The following is a 14,475-nucleotide window of genomic DNA, read 5'->3' on the forward strand; positions in this document are numbered from 1 at the left end:
CCCCGCCCCCGTCCCCGGAACCGGCCGGCGAGCAGCTCGAACTCGAACTGACCCGCTGACACGCCGGATTCCCGCCGTCCGGGGCACTGCCGGGCCGGGCCTTTCCCGGACGGTCTTCAACGGTGATCCAAGGGATCACCGGACAGATTCACACGACAAACGAGAGAAGGAGGTCTTGATGACCAAGACCCCGAAAAAGCCGAGGGGCAATCCTCGGCACTACGCCCTCGCGAGGGAGGCCGGCGACGAGCCCGAGCAGGCGCTCAAGGTGTTGAGGATCAGCCGCGTGGACATCCCGAGCTACGCCGTGGTGCGCGCGGTCAGCGACTCCCAGCGTGAAGCGCTGGAAGTCCTGGACGCCCTGTCCTTGCTGGGCGCCTCCGTCCACGCGTACGCGCAGGTGCGGAAGGTCAGCGACTCCAGGGCGGAAGCGCTCGAGGTCCTGAAGACGCTTCGGGAACGCGACTTCAGGTTCATCGAGTGGACCGCTGTCCGGGAGACCAGTGGCTCGTCTCAAGGGGCGCTGGTCGTCCTGGAGCAGCTGGACGAACGGCACGAGCGCACGCTCGTCCGCTGGCGGTACGCCCTCGTGCGCGCCGCTACCGGCTCCTACCAGGAGGCGATCGACCTCCTGGCGGAGCTCGACGCGCTCGACGTCCGGCCCACGTACTTCACCAAGGCGTGGAGGCAGTGCGGCGCGGTCGACGAGGCGATGACGCTGCTGGAGGCGCTGAGGGAACGCGGCGTCGACCTCGCCGAGTACTTCCGGCTGCGGGAGGTCGGCGACCCTCACGACGAGGCGGTGAAGCTGCTGGAGACGCTGTCTGAGCACGGCATCGACATCAACGACTACCTCTGGCTGCGGACGATCGGTGACTCCCGCGCGGAAGCGTTGGAGGTGCTGAAGGAACTGCGCGGGCGGGGTATCGCCGTCGCCGACTACGCCTTCGTGCGGATGGCCGGCGACTCCAGTGCGAAAGCGCTGGGGATCCTGGAGATGCTGCGCGAGCGTGAGATCTCCGTCGGCGACTACTCCGCCGTGCGAGGGGTCAGCAACCGCAGGCAGAACGTGCCGGGAGTGCTGGAGACGCTGCGCAAGTACGGCATCTCCATCGGCGACTTCGTCGTGGTGCGAGGTGTCACCGGCTCCTACCGGGAGGCGCTCCGGGTGCTGGAGGAGCTGCGCGAGCGCGGAATCCCCGCCGAGCGCTACGGCTACATCCGGCGGTCGGCCGACGACTCGCATGACGAGGCGCTGGTGACCATGGAGGTGCTGCGCGGGCCCGTCCTGGACGGCGCCTACGTCCGGCTGCGGAAGGTCGGCGACTCCCCCGCGAAGGCGCGGGAGGCGCTGGCGGAACTGGCCTAGCCCGTTCCACTCGAATGACGCTCACGCTCTCGACGAGCGCGGGCTGCCCCGAACCGGCTCGGTCCCGTCATGGGGGCGGGCCGGTTCTTTTTCGGGGGTCGGAACAGCCGGAGGCGTTCGAATTCCGGCATTTGGCCGCTCCGCGCCGGTCGTGCGCGGGTTACGGGATCTGCTCGACGCGGACTCCGGGGACGGACTCGTACACGTCGGGTTCGGCGGTGATCAGGGGCCAGCGGCGCCAGCGGGCGGACCAGGCGGCCTGCGCCGCGTCCATGCCCAGGTTCGGGTTCGTGGTGACGAGGAGCCCGGTCTGCTGGGCGATCACGTCGTCGAGGTCGTCCACGTGCACCACCTGCATGCCCGGCAGCCGTTCGAGGACGGCGCGGCCGTGGTCGGGGACGAGCTGCCAGGCGCGGGCGAGGGACGTGGCGGGGATGACGATCGTGGCGTGCTGCGCGATGGAGGCGCGCAACCGGGCGCGGACATAGATCGTCTTGCCGGTGGCCAGGTCCAGCAGAGCGGTCGCGTCGAAGACGTGACCGGTGATCACGCGACGTCCCGGTTTTCCGGGTTGCCGCGTTCGACGAGCCGGTCCACCATGGCCTGCTCGTCCGGGCTCGGCGGCCCGAACAGGTCGTCGATCGTGGAGGCGTCCCGCAGGAGCGCCAGCTTGAGCCGCGCCCCGTCCGCGAGGAACCCGGACACCGAGGCGATCTTCTTCTCCTCGGCGAGCCCCTGCAGCGTCGCGGCAAGCTCATCGGGAAGCGTGATGTTGAGTCTCGCCATGGGCCACACAATACACACTCACAGCCGCCGCAGTGTGTATCAGAAGAGGTGTACATCACAGAATCATCACGCCAACCGGACTCCCGGCTGAACGTCGTCGTCCGGTCTGGTCCGTCGGCACCAGGCCGGGGGAGCGGCTGGTCCGGGCGCACCAAGGGAAGACGGCAGCGGGGGACGATGCCGCGGCGGGGGTCCCGAGGGAATTGTTGGAGGCGCGCGAATCCCGCGCTTTCCCTTCCCTAGCGGTGTCTGGAGTGATCGACAGGTGGCCACGTTTCTTTACCGGATCGGACGGTGGGCCTTCCGGCGCCGCCGGCTCGTGGGCGCTCTCTGGCTGGTCGGGCTGGTGCTGGCCGTGGCGGCCGCCGCCCTGGCGCCGGCCGGGCAGGAAGAAGAGCTCTCCATGCCCGGCACCGAGTCGCAGCAGGCGTTCGACCTGCTGGACGAGCGCTTCCCGCAGAGCACCTCCCAGGGCGCCGAGGCCCGCCTGGTGTTCCAGGCCCCGGACGGACAGCGGGTGACGGCCGGGGAGAACCGGACGGCGGTCGAGCGGACGCTCGCCGCGCTGGGCGGGGGCGGCCAGGTCGCGTCGGCCACCGACCCCTACGAGACCGGCGCCGTGAGCGGGGACGGCACCATCGCCTACTCCACGATCACGTACACCGCGGAGGCCGTCGACCTGACCCAGCCGGCCAAGAGCGCCCTCCAGAACGCCGCCGGCCAGGCCAGGGACGCGGGGCTGACCGTGGAGATCGGCGGCTCGGCCCTGGACTCGGAGGAGGCGCCGGGCGGGACGACGGAGATCATCGGCGTGGGGGTCGCGGCGGTCGTGCTGGTCATCGCCCTCGGGTCGCTGGTCGCGGCCGGGCTGTCGCTGCTGACCGCCTTCTGCGGCGTGGCCATCTCCTTCGGCCTGGTCTCCGCGCTGGCCGTCCCGCTGGGCCTGACGTCCACCGTCGCCATCCTGGCGCTGATGCTGGGGCTGGCGGTCGGCATCGACTACGCGCTCTTCATCACGTCCCGCTTCCGCGACGAGCGCGCCCGGGGCAGCGAGCCGGAGGAGGCCGCCGGCCGGGCGGTGGGCACGGCCGGGTCCGCGGTCGTCTTCGCCGGTGCGACCGTCTTCATCGCCCTGGTGGGGCTGGGGGTCGTCGGAGTCCCCGAACTCACCAAGATCGGCATGGGCGGCGCGGGCGCCGTGGCGCTCGCCGTGCTCGTCGCGCTGACCCTGGTCCCCGCGCTGTTCGGCTTCTTCGGCGGGCGGGTGCTGTCCCGCGCCGTCCGCAAGGCCGCGCGGCCGGGAGCCGGACGCCCGCGCCCGGACGGCCGGACCGGGCTCGGCGTCCGCTGGGCGCGGTTCGTCCTGCGGCGGCCGGTGGCCGTGCTGCTGGTCGCCGGACTCGGTCTCGGCGCCGTCGCGCTGCCCGCGCTGAACCTCGAACTCGGGCTGCCCGGAGACGAGTCCAAGTCGGTGGAGACCACCGAGCGCCGTGCCTACGACCTGCTGTCGGAAGGCTTCGGCCCCGGCTTCAACGGCCCGTTGACCGTGGTCGTGGACGTGGCGGAGTCCGCGAACGCCCGGGCCACCACGGAGCTGGTCGCCACGACCGTGCGGGGAGTGGACGGGGTCGCGTCGGTCGGTGATCCGGTTCTCAACGGACCCGGGGACACGGCCGTCCTCACGGCCGTCCCGGAGACGGCGCCGAACAGCGGCGAGACCAAGGACCTGGTGCACGCGATCCGGGGCGCGGTCTCCGGCGTCGAGGCCGATACGGGCGCCGGCGTCCTGGTGACCGGCACCACCGCGCTGAACATCGACATCTCCGAGGCCATGTCCGACGCCCTCGTCCCCTACCTGAGCGTGGTCATCGGCCTGGCGGTCCTCCTGCTGCTGGTGGTCTTCCGCTCGGTCCTGGTCCCGGTCAAGGCCGCGCTCGGATTCCTGCTGTCGGTGGGCGCCGCCTTCGGGGTCGTCGTCGCCGTCTTCCAGTGGGGCTGGGCGGCGGACCTGATCGGCATCGAGCAGACCGGGCCGGTCATGTCGCTGATGCCGATCCTCATCATCGGCATCGTGTTCGGCCTCGCCATGGACTACGAGGTCTTCCTCCTCACCCGGATGCGGGAGGCCTACGTCCACGGCGCGTCCCCCGGCGAGGCGATCGTCAACGGCTTCCGGCACAGCGGACGCGTGGTGGCCGCGGCGGCGATCATCATGATCAGCGTGTTCGCCGGATTCATCGGGATGACCAGCCCGACCATCCAGACGATGGGCGTCGGCCTGGCCGCCGCCGTCGCCTTCGACGCCTTCGTCGTCCGGATGGCGATCGCCCCGGCGGTGCTGGCGCTGCTCGGCCACCGGGCCTGGTGGCTGCCGCGTAGCCTGAACCGTGTGCTGCCGAACATGGACATCGAGGGCGAGGTGCTGAGCCGGCAGGCCCCGGCCTCCGCGACCCGGCCGGACGCGGCGCCGCGGCTCCCCGCCGGCCGGCACTGAGGCCGACCATGGCGGACACGGATGGCGATGCCCCGCGCTCAAGCGGCGCGTGGTGGCGCGAGGCGGCGATCACGGCGACGGCGTTCGCGCTGTGCCTGCTCGGCGGCGTGGTGCAGGTCGACGACACGCTCGCGCCGCCGCCCCTCGCGGCCTACGCCATCGCCGCGGCGTCCAGCGCCGTGCTGCCGCTGCGGCACCGGGCGCCGCTGGCCGCCATGGCCGCCACGACCGCGTGCGGCCTGCTGGTGCCGCTGCTGGGCCTCCTGCTGAGCCCCCTCATCGTGGCCCCGGCAGTGATCGCCGCCTACACGCTCGCCGCGCGCACCGAACGGCGCGCGGCGAGCGCGGTGTCGCTCACCTCGGTGGCGCTGCTGGTCGCCTCCACCCCTCTGTTCGGGGCCCTCTCGTGGCAGGACGCGAGCAGGATGGGGCTGGTGGCGGCGTTCCCGCTGGTGGCGGGCGTCCTCGGTCACTCGGTGCGGAACCGGCGGGCCTACCTGGCGGCCGTGGAGGAGCGGGCCCGGCGGGCCGAGGAGAGCCGCGACGGCGAGGCGCGCCGGAGAGTGGCCGAGGAGCGGGTGCGCATCGCCCGGGAGCTGCACGACCTCGTGGCCCATCAGATCACGTTGGCCAACGCGCAGGCCACGGTCGCCGCCCACCTCTTCGACACCCGCCCGGAGCAGACCCGCACGAGCCTGCACGAGCTGGTCGAGACCACGGGCAACGCGCTCGACGAGCTGCGGGCCACGGTCGGCCTGCTGCGCCAGTCGGGGGACGCGGCCGCGCCCGCCGAACCGGCGCCCGGCCTGGCCCGCCTTCCCGCGCTCCTTGAGTCCTTCCGCCGCGCGGGCCTGGATGTGTCCGTGCACGAGGAGGGCACGTCCAGGCCGCTTCCGCCGGGGGTGGACCTCACCGCCTACCGCATCGTCCAGGAGGCTCTGACCAACGTGACCAAGCACGCCGGTACCGGTAGCGCCCGGGTGCGCCTCGCCTGGAACCGCGACCGCGTGACCATCACCGTCGCCGACGACGGAGAGGGCGCCCGTACGGGGGCCGCCGCGTCCCCGGGACCGGGTGAGGCGCCGGACCGTCCGCCCGGCTACGGGCTGATCGGCATGCGCGAACGTGCCACCGCGGTCGGGGGACACCTCTCGGCGGGCAGGCGCCCGGAGGGCGGCTTCCTCGTCTCCACCCGGCTGCCTCTCCCGCCCGCGAAGGAGACGGCGCGCCGGACGGACGGAGAGGCCGGTGACGCGCCGTGACGATCCGGGTCCTGCTCGCCGACGACCAGGCGCTGCTGCGCGGTGCCTTCCGGCTCCTTCTCGACAGTGCCGACGACATCACCGTGGTCGGCGAGGCCGCCGACGGCAGCGAGGCCGTGCGACTCGCCCGGGAGCTGCGCCCGGACGTCGTGATCATGGACATCCGGATGCCCGGGATGGACGGCATCACCGCCACGTCGGAAATCTGCGCGGACCCGGAGCTGCGGGCCGGCCGCATCCTGATCCTCACCACGTACGAGACCGACGAGTACGTCGCTCAGGCGCTGCGCGCGGGGGCCGGCGGCTTCATCGGCAAGGGCATCGGGGCCGAGGACCTGCTGGACGCCGTGCGGACGATCGCCGACGGCGACGCCCTCCTGTCGCCCGCCGCGACCCGCTCCCTGGTCACCCGCTTCCTGGCCGCACCGGACGACACCCCGGAGTACGACTCCGAGCGGCTGGCCGCGCTCACCCCGCGCGAGCGCGAGATGGTGGCCCTGGTCGCGACCGGCCTGTCCAACCAGGAGATCGCCGAGCGGATGTTCCTCAGCCCGTTCACCGTCCGTGCCCACGTGCAGCGCGCCATGACGAAGCTGGAGGCCCGCGACCGCGCGCAGCTCGTCGTCATCGCCTACCAGACGGGTCTGGCCCGCGCCGCCCCCGACCGCCCGTCCTAGTCCGCCGGACCGTGCGGTGCGGGGGTCACCGACCCCGCTCGACCCTGCGGCCCACGCCCGCGTAGCACCACTGGCGGTCGGCCCGGGGCGGCATGGTCGCGCCCAGGTCGGGACGCCACATCGACAGGGTGGTGAGGCCGGGGTCGACGAACTCGAAGCCGTCGAACAGGCCCGTGACGTACGCGCGGCTGCGCAGCGTGATCTGGTAGGTGGCCTTCTCGTACACGGCGCCCGCGTCCCGGACGCGGCTGTCGGTGTCGAAGTCGCCGGTCACGTGCGAGATGACCAGGTGGCTGCCGGGCGCCATCGCGTCGCGGAACCGGGCGACGATGGCGGACGGGTCGTCCTCGTCCCCGATGAAGTGCAGGACCGCCAGCATGAGGACGGCGACGGGCTGGTCGAAGTCGATGAGCCGGTTCAGCTCGGGGTCGGCCAGGATGTCGCCCGGCCGGCGGGCGTCGCCCTGGATGACGGTCACCTCGGGGGTGTTCGCCAGCAGCGCCCGCCCGTGCGCCAGGACGACCGGTTCCCGGTCGACGTAGACGACCCGCGCCTCCGGGGCGGTCTGGTGGGCGATCTCGTGGACGTTGCCCTGGGTGGGCAGGCCGGACCCGATGTCGATGAACTGCCGGATTCCGGACTCGGCCAGGAACCGCACGGCGCGCCGCAGGAAGGCGCGGTTCTCGCGGGCCAGGAAGGGCGTGTCCGGGGCATGCTGGACGACCTCGTCCACCGCCTCCCGGTCGGCGGCGTAATTGTCCTTGCCGCCGAGCAGGTAGTCGTACATCCGAGGGACGTTCGGCGTGTGGGGATCGATCGTGTCCAGCGTCTTCTCCCGGCAGGCGAGCCGGTGGCGTCAGTGGGGAGCGACCAGGTCCGGCCCGCGTATATCGCGAACTGTTCCCAACCATGTAAGCATTGTGATCAACTCATGGACAACCCGAATGAAGATCCTCACGCCCGGAGAGCGCACATGCCCACCGACGGCAGCACCTTCTCGCAGATTCCCGGCCCGCCCGTCCAGGGCGACGGCGCCGAGGCGATCGCCGCGGCCGGGGGACTGCACAACTACCAGTTGCGCCTGCACGCCGAGTACGGCCCGCTGGTGCGCTTCCCCATGCCCGGCGCGGACGCGGCGGTGTCGGTCGCCGACCCGGTGCTGCTGGAGGCCACCGCGAAGATCAACAAGCGGCCGGAGAAGCTGTTCGAGTTCCTCGCCCCGCTGCAGGAGTCGGGCAACCTGCAGACGATCCCGGCCGACGAGCACGGCCCGTGGCGCCGGGTGATGCTGTCGGTGCTGGCCGGACGGCCCTCCCACGAGGCGCACTTCGCGCGGTTCGCCGCGCTGACGACCGAGCTCGCCGACCGCTGGGCGGCCCAGGACGGCCCGATCACCCTCCAGCAGGACCTCAGCGAGCTGTCGCTGCGCATGATCTGCCAGTACGCGCTCGGCAGCGGCCTGGACTCCGCGGGCTCCGCCGGACGGGTCGTGTCCGCGTTCGAGACCGTCCTCACCGAGTTCATGACCCCGGAGGGCCCGGGGCGGGACAGGGCCGACGAGGCGCTGGCCTTCCTGCGCGCGACCGTCGACGAGGTGCTCGCCGCGCACCGCGAGCGCGGCGCCGTCGAGCAGGCCGACCGCAGCGACCTGATCGCGGCGCTGGCCGCGGCGGGCGAGTCCCCGGCGCGCATCCGCGACACGGTGCTGATGACCATGCTGGCCGCGCACCACACCACCGGCGTCGCCATCTCCTGGACGCTCTACCTGCTGGCCGAGCACCCGGACGCGGCCGACCGCGTCGCCAAGGAACTGGACGACGTCCTGGGCGACCGGGCCGTCCCCGAGTACGGCGACCTCAAGCGGCTGACCTACCTGGACATGGTGCTCAGGGAGTCCATGCGGCTGTACCCGCCCGGCCCGTACGGCGCCCGGGAGGCCACCGAGGACGTCGTGCTCGGCGACTACACCGTCCCCGCGGGCACGACGATCTTCTACCCGTTCTGGGCCGTCCACATGAACCCCGACCACTGGCCCGACCCGCACACCTTCGACCCGGAGCGCTTCACCCCCGAAGCCTCGGCGAAGCGGCCCCGGCTGGCCTACATCCCGTTCGGGATCGGCCCCCGGAGCTGCGAGGGCGCCGTCCTGGCGACGGTCGAGGCCGAACTCGTCCTGGCCACCCTGCTCAAGCGCTTCCGCCTGGACCTTCCCCCCGGCCAGACGGTCGCCCCGATCGAACGCTTCGTCCTCTGGGCCGCCGAAGACATCCAGATGAACCTGACGCCCCGGTAACCGGTTCCGCGCCTCCCCACGCGATCGAGACGCTGGCCGTCTTCGTCCGGGAGGCGCAGGGGGCGGAGATCGACGGTTCCGCCGCCGTGGAGATCGTCAGCACCTGGCGGGGCGGCATCCGGGACGCCAAGGTCACCGGCTGAACGGTCTGCGGCGAGGGCCGCGGGGCTGGTGATGTGCGGTGGCCGGTGTCGGAGGCGGATGGCCGTGTGGGTCAGGAAGAACAGGGCGGCCATCAGGTAGCAGTTGGCTACGGGGATCAGCAGCAGATGCCACCCGGATCTCCTTCGTTCGTCTCGTCACCAGGAGGAGGACGATGAAGATGCCCGGTGTCAGCTTGATCGCCGCCGCGATGCCGATGCCGATCCCGGCGGGGCGTCCCTGGGCGACGCGCAGCATGTCGGCGAGGACGAGGGCGAGCAGCAGAATGTTGATCTGGCCCTGGAAGAACGAATGCCAGATCGGCCCCAGCAGCAGGCCGCCGGCCACCACGGCTTTCAGGGAGACGTTGCGGCCGGCCAGTTCCAGGGTCGTCGAGCATGCCCAGACGAATGCGGCCAGTGAGGCGAGTTGCCATAGCAGCCGGGCGAGTGTGAGCGGCAGGACGGACAGGGGAGTGAACAGCGCGGCCATGAACGGCGTGTTCGTGAACCAGTGGGCGGCGAGCTGTTCTTCGTACAAGCGTGTGCCGTCGGTCACGGCTTGCCCGCCCAGCCAGTAGATACGGAAGTCCAGAGAATCGTAGGCAAGCGAGAAGGTCACGATCGCCAGGAATTCGATTCCAAGAAGGTACGTCGGCCAGCGCTTCATGCGAATAACGGTGACTTCGGCGATACCCGGTGGGCATCAGGCCGCCGGACACATTTACAAAGGGCCCGTGTAGCCCCCGGGATTACGCCCGTAGGCCAATGTGCCGGTGAGGGTGCGCCGGTTACGATCGGCGCATGTCCGCCCAGCCGCAGAGCCGAGCCCGCCGCCTCGCGTGGGCGGCGCTGCTCCTGTTCGCGGCCGTCCTGTACCCCGTCGTCCTCATCGCCACGGTCATGAAAGGTGAGAGCGGCTTCGTCGCCGTGGAAGTCCTCGTGTCGGCCGTGCTCACCGTGCTGGTCGGTGCCCTGCTGCTGCGGAATCCGCTGCCCGTGCAAGGGATACTGCTGTTCGCCTGGACGTTCGCCCTGGTGCAGATGCAGAACGAGGCGATCGGTGGCCTCCAGGCTCTGATCACCGGTATCGGGGTCGGCTACATCGCGGCGACCCGTCGGCCCCGGATCTCGATCCCCGTCGCCGTCGTGACGTTCGCCGTACAGGCCGGATCGGTCTTCGCGTTCCTGTCCGCGAACGACGTGCTGCTCATGACCCTGGTCCTGGGGATCATCGTCACCTGGATGGCGGGGAACTCGGTCAGGGTGCGGCGGGTGCACGCCGAGCGGCTGCGCGAGCAGGCCACGGCGCAGGCCGTCGCCGACGAGCGGCTGCGGATCGCCCGCGAGCTGCACGACATGGTGGCGCACAGCATCGGGATCATCGCCATCCAGGCGGGCGTCGGCGGACGGGTGATCGACACGCAGCCCGCCGAGGCGCGCAACGCACTGGACGCCATCGAGGCCACGAGCCGCGACACCCTGGCCGGTCTGCGAAGGATGCTCACCGCGCTCCGCAAGGACGACCCGGGGACCGCGCCGCTCGGCCCGGCCCCCGGCCTCGGTGACCTGGACGGCCTGGCCGAGGCGACGAAGGAGGCCGGTGTGCGGGTCGGCATCCGGACGAAGGGCGAGCTGAGGGCGCTGCCACCGGACGTCGACCTGTCCGCGTACCGGATCGTCCAGGAGGCGGTGACGAACGTCGTCCGCCACGCGGACACGGACGAATGCCGGGTCACCGTCGACTACGGAGACGGGGAGCTGGCCGTCGAGATCGAGGACGACGGGCACGGCGGCGTCGTCGGCGCCGGGTACGGGATCGTCGGGATGCGGGAGCGCGTGACCCTGCTGCGCGGAGAGTTCACGGCCGGGCCGCGTCCAGGAGGCGGGTTCCGGGTGGCGGTGAGGATTCCCTTGGAGGCGGCGGCCCGATGACGAGTCAGGAGACGGTACGGATCGTCCTGGCGGACGATCAGCCGCTGATCCGCGCCGGGCTGCGCGTGCTCGTCGCCGACACCCCCGATCTGGAGATCGTCGGGGAGGCCGGGACGGGAGCGGAGGCCGTCCGGCTGGTGGAGGACGTCCAGCCCGACGTGGTCGTGATGGACATCCGCATGCCCGACATGGACGGCATCGAGGCCACCCGCCGTATCACCCGGCAGACTGACGGGGCGCACGTCGTGATGCTGACCACGTTCGACGACGACGAGTACGTCTACGGATCCCTGAAGGCGGGCGCCAGCGGCTTCCTGGTCAAGGACATGGCGCTGGAGGAGATCCTGTCGGCGATCCGTGTCGTCGCGGGCGGGGACGCGCTGATCGCGCCGAGCGTCACGCGGCGGCTGATCGAGGAGTTCGCCGCCCGCCCGGAACGGCGTGCCGAGCCCGAGCCCCCGAAATTCGCCCGTCCGTCCGGCGGCATCACCGAGAGGGAGCGCGAGGTGCTGACGCTCGTCGGCCGCGGCCTGTCCAACCACGAGATCGCCGGGGAGCTGTTCATCACCGTGGCGACGGCCAAGGCGCACGTGGCGCGGCTCCTCGCCAAGCTGGACGCCCGCGATCGCGTCCAGCTGGTGATCATCGCCTACGAGATGTGCCTGGTGGCGCCCCCTACCAGCGGTAGTACTACCTGACGTGGTGCCCTCCGCGGCGGTCGGATAACCTGGCATGCGTGAAGGGTCTGGGAGAGCTTGAACGCACGGTCATGGAGGTCCTCTGGGCGAGGGAGGACGCCGGTCGCCCGGCGGCCACCGCCCGTGACGTGAGCCGCGCGCTCGCCGATGACCGCGACCTTGCGCACACCACCGTCATGACGGTGCTGGACAGGCTCGCCAAGAAGGGCTTCCTCGAACGCGAACGCGACGGCCGCGCCTGGCGCTACCACCCGGTGGCGAGCCGCGAGATGTACGTCACCGAACTGATGCTGGGCGCGCTGAACGAGACGGGAGACCGGGACGCGGCGCTCGCCCACTTCGTCCGCTCCGTCTCACGCGACGAGATCGACGTGATCCGCGAGACCCTCCTGGGCCTCACAGGCAAGGAACCACCGGCATGACCGGCGCCGCCCTGCTCGCCTTGATCTCACTCGGGACCGTCGGCGGGGCGCACCTGCTGTCCCGGGCCCGGTGGACGTGGCGGACGCCGCGCATCGGCATCGCGCTCTGGCAGGCCCTCGGCCTGTGCTGGGGCATCGCCACGATCGGCGCGCTGCTCGGCCTCGCGCTGCTGCCCTACCAGAGCGGCGTCCTGCGCGGACTGCCCGGCCTGTACGACGACCAGGCCGCCCGGCTCAACCCCGTGCAGGTGGCCGCGCTGCTCGCCGCCATCAGCCTCACCGGCGTCCTCCTGGTCATGCTGATGTACGCGGTCGTGCGGGTCGTCCGGGCGCGGCGGCGGCACCGGGCGCTGCTCGCGCTGGTGTCGCGCAGCGACTCGGCCGTGCCCGGCACGCTCGTCCTCGACCACCCGGGCGCGGCGGCGTACTGCGTGCCGGGCGTCCGCTCGTCCAAGGTCGTCGTCAGCGCCGGGACGCTGGAGCTGCTCGACCAGGAGGAACTCGCCGCGGTGGTCGCGCACGAGCGCGCCCACGCCCGCGAGCGCCACGACCTGGTGCTGCTGCCGTTCGCGTCGCTGCGGCAGGTGTTCCCGCAGTTCCGGCTGGTCGCTCGGTGCCTGGACGCGGTGGAGCTGCTGATCGAGATGGCCGCCGACGACCGGGCCCGCTCGGGACGGGCGCCGCGCGACCTCGCGACCGCCCTGCTGCGCTTCGCCGCCGCGAGCCCGGCCGCCGCGCCGTCCGGCACGCTCGGTGTCGCCTCGCACGCCGACATCCCGGTGATGGCGCGGGTGAACCGGCTGCTGCAGCCGGAGCCGCTGCCCCGCAGGACCCGTTTCGCCGCCATGGCCGCCGTCCCGATCATCGCCGGCCTCCCACTCCTCCTCCTCGTCCTTCCGCATTAGGCGTCAGACCTCCGTCGGGACGGATTCGGCGGGGGCGATGGCGCTCGCCGGAGGGGTCGGGCGGCGCAGGATAAGGAGTGAGACGGCCAGGGCGGCGATCAGGAGGGCCGCTGAGATGGCGAAGGCCAGGTGGTAGCCGCCGGTCAGGGCTTCGGCGGTGCCTTGTCCGTCCGCTCGCAGGTTCTCGGTGCGGGAGGCGGCCAGGGTGGTCATGACCGCCACGCCGAGGGCCATGCCCACCTGCTGGACGGTGTTGAACAGGCCGGACGCCAGGCCCGCGTCGTCCGGGCGGGCGCTGGACATCCCCAGCCCGGTGAGCGACGGCAGGACGAGGCCCGCGCCCGCGGCCAGCACGAACACCGGGAGCAGGTCGGTGACGTAGTCCGCGTCCACCGGGACGGTCGTGAGCAGGAGCATCGCCCCGATCAGCAGCACCAGGCCGGCCACCAGCACGAGGCGCTCGCCGAAGCGGTTCGCCAGGCGCGCCGACGCGAACAGCGACACCGCGCCGATCGCCACGGCCGCCGGAAGCATCGCGAGGCCGGTGTCGAGCGCGCCGTAGCCGAGGACCTGCTGCATGTAGAGGGCGACGACGACCTGGAACGAGAACATCGCCGACAGCGTGAGCAGTTGCACGGTGTACGCGCCGGACACGTTGCGGGAGCGCAGGATCCGCAGCGGCATCAGCGGGGTCGCGGCGGTGGCCTGGCGGGCGGTGAACCCGGCGAGCAGGACGAGCGACACCGCGCCGAGCCCGAGGGTGTGCGCGGAGAGCCAGCCGTAGCGCTCGACCTTGACGACCGTGTAGATCCCGAGTATCAGCCCGGACGTGACGAGCAGGGCCCCGGCGAGGTCCGCGCCCGCGGCCAGGCCGATCCCGCGGTCGCGGGGGAGCGCCGGGAGGGCCAGCAGGATCGTGGCGAGGCCGATCGGCAGGTTGATGAAGAAGATCCAGTGCCAACTCAGCGCGTCGGTGAGGACTCCGCCGAGGACCTGCCCGATCGACGCGCCGGCGGCGCCGGTGAAGCTGAAGATCCCGATGGCCCTGGTGCGCTCGCGGGCGTCGGTGAACAGCGTCACGAGGATGCCGAGGACGACCGCGGTGGCCAGGGCGCCGCCGACGCCCTGCGCGAACCGGGCGGCGATCAGCAGGCCGGACGAGGTGGCCGCCCCCGCGAGCAGGGACGCCGCCGTGAACACGGCGTTTCCGAGCAGGAACAGCGTCTTGCGGCCGACGAGGTCGCCGAGCCGCCCGGCCAGCAGCAGCAGGCCGCCGAGCGGGATGAGGTAGGCGTTCATGATCCAGCTGAGCCCGGCGGGGGAGAAGCCGAGGTCGTCCTGGATGGCGGGGGCGGCGACGGTGACGATGCTGCCGTCGAGGATCGCCATGAGCATCGTGGTGGACAGCACGCCGAGTGCCGCCCATCGAGATCTGAGCAAGGAAGGCATGGTCATCTCCTGGTGGTGGAACAACAGAAGTGACCGTAGCAGATA

General features: G+C 71.9%; 14 protein-coding genes. 9 read left to right on the forward strand and 5 right to left on the reverse strand.

All coding sequences use genetic code 11. The features are described 5' to 3' along the window. Positions 1-178: 178 nt before the first annotated feature. Positions 179-1,369 carry a hypothetical protein gene (locus tag E1281_RS10770; protein WP_131877147.1) on the forward strand — a complete coding sequence of 397 codons (1,191 nt, stop codon included), beginning with the start codon at positions 179-181 and terminating at the stop codon, positions 1,367-1,369. Between the two features lie 160 nt (positions 1,370-1,529). On the opposite strand, the gene E1281_RS10775 is transcribed toward E1281_RS10770, so the two are convergent. Together E1281_RS10775 and E1281_RS10780 are read right to left on the reverse strand one after the other, a co-directional pair. Further along, positions 1,530-1,919 carry a hypothetical protein gene (locus E1281_RS10775; protein ID WP_131877148.1) on the reverse strand — a complete coding sequence of 130 codons (390 nt, stop codon included), beginning with the start codon at positions 1,917-1,919 and terminating at the stop codon, positions 1,530-1,532. Continuing rightward, a complete protein-coding gene (locus tag E1281_RS10780) occupies positions 1,916-2,155 on the reverse strand; it encodes a hypothetical protein (RefSeq protein WP_131877149.1) in 240 nt (79 codons plus the stop codon). Before E1281_RS10780 ends, E1281_RS10775 begins: the two co-directional genes overlap by 4 nt. 265 nt (positions 2,156-2,420) lie before the next feature. Here E1281_RS10780 and E1281_RS10785 point away from each other — a divergent pair, with 265 nt between their 5' ends. The 3 genes from E1281_RS10785 to E1281_RS10795 are packed head-to-tail and all read left to right on the forward strand — an operon-like array spanning position 2,421 to position 6,588. Next, on the forward strand, positions 2,421-4,649 hold the full coding sequence (locus tag E1281_RS10785; RefSeq protein ID WP_131877150.1) for an MMPL family transporter: 2,229 nt from the start codon (positions 2,421-2,423) through the stop codon (positions 4,647-4,649). An 8-nt stretch (positions 4,650-4,657) separates the two neighbouring features. Further along, a complete protein-coding gene (locus E1281_RS10790) occupies positions 4,658-5,911 on the forward strand; it encodes a histidine kinase (protein WP_131877151.1) in 1,254 nt (417 codons plus the stop codon). Next, positions 5,908-6,588: a response regulator transcription factor gene (locus E1281_RS10795; protein ID WP_131877152.1), complete on the forward strand. Its 681-nt coding sequence runs from the start codon at positions 5,908-5,910 to the stop codon at positions 6,586-6,588. The genes E1281_RS10790 and E1281_RS10795 overlap by 4 nt, the downstream gene beginning before the upstream one ends. A gap of 25 nt (positions 6,589-6,613) precedes the next feature. Here the strand turns inward: E1281_RS10795 and E1281_RS10800 are convergent, their stop codons facing one another. Next, on the reverse strand, positions 6,614-7,414 hold the full coding sequence (locus E1281_RS10800; RefSeq protein WP_347813281.1) for an SAM-dependent methyltransferase: 801 nt from the start codon (positions 7,412-7,414) through the stop codon (positions 6,614-6,616). Between the two features lie 147 nt (positions 7,415-7,561). Here E1281_RS10800 and E1281_RS10805 point away from each other — a divergent pair, with 147 nt between their 5' ends. Next, positions 7,562-8,881 (forward strand): cytochrome P450, encoded by a 1,320-nt coding sequence (locus tag E1281_RS10805; RefSeq protein ID WP_131877154.1) that lies wholly within the window; start codon positions 7,562-7,564, stop codon positions 8,879-8,881. 132 nt (positions 8,882-9,013) lie between these two features. On the opposite strand, the gene E1281_RS10810 is transcribed toward E1281_RS10805, so the two are convergent. Then, complete coding sequence (locus E1281_RS10810) at positions 9,014-9,691, reverse strand: glycosyltransferase family 87 protein (RefSeq protein ID WP_131877155.1); 678 nt, start codon at positions 9,689-9,691, stop codon at positions 9,014-9,016. A gap of 134 nt (positions 9,692-9,825) precedes the next feature. Here E1281_RS10810 and E1281_RS10815 point away from each other — a divergent pair, with 134 nt between their 5' ends. Genes E1281_RS10815 through E1281_RS10830 form a run of 4 tightly spaced genes read left to right on the forward strand, consistent with a single transcriptional unit; the run spans position 9,826 to position 12,981 of the window. Beyond that, the gene (locus E1281_RS10815) at positions 9,826-10,956 is read left to right on the forward strand and encodes a sensor histidine kinase (protein ID WP_131877156.1); all 1,131 of its coding nucleotides are present in this window, start codon (positions 9,826-9,828) and stop codon (positions 10,954-10,956) included. Beyond that, positions 10,953-11,654, forward strand: a complete 702-nt coding sequence (locus E1281_RS10820) for a response regulator transcription factor (protein WP_131877157.1) — start codon at positions 10,953-10,955, stop codon at positions 11,652-11,654. Before E1281_RS10815 ends, E1281_RS10820 begins: the two co-directional genes overlap by 4 nt. Positions 11,655-11,692: 38 nt before the next feature. Beyond that, positions 11,693-12,076: a BlaI/MecI/CopY family transcriptional regulator gene (locus tag E1281_RS10825; protein WP_131877158.1), complete on the forward strand. Its 384-nt coding sequence runs from the start codon at positions 11,693-11,695 to the stop codon at positions 12,074-12,076. Further along, the gene (locus E1281_RS10830; protein ID WP_131877159.1) at positions 12,073-12,981 is read left to right on the forward strand and encodes a M56 family metallopeptidase; all 909 of its coding nucleotides are present in this window, start codon (positions 12,073-12,075) and stop codon (positions 12,979-12,981) included. The genes E1281_RS10825 and E1281_RS10830 overlap by 4 nt, the downstream gene beginning before the upstream one ends. 3 nt (positions 12,982-12,984) lie before the next feature. Here the strand turns inward: E1281_RS10830 and E1281_RS10835 are convergent, their stop codons facing one another. Next, a complete protein-coding gene (locus E1281_RS10835) occupies positions 12,985-14,430 on the reverse strand; it encodes an MFS transporter (protein ID WP_243716824.1) in 1,446 nt (481 codons plus the stop codon). Positions 14,431-14,475: the final 45 nt, after the last annotated feature.

Source organism: Actinomadura sp. KC345 (assembly GCF_004348515.1).
In the GTDB taxonomy this organism is placed as follows: domain Bacteria; phylum Actinomycetota; class Actinomycetes; order Streptosporangiales; family Streptosporangiaceae; genus Spirillospora.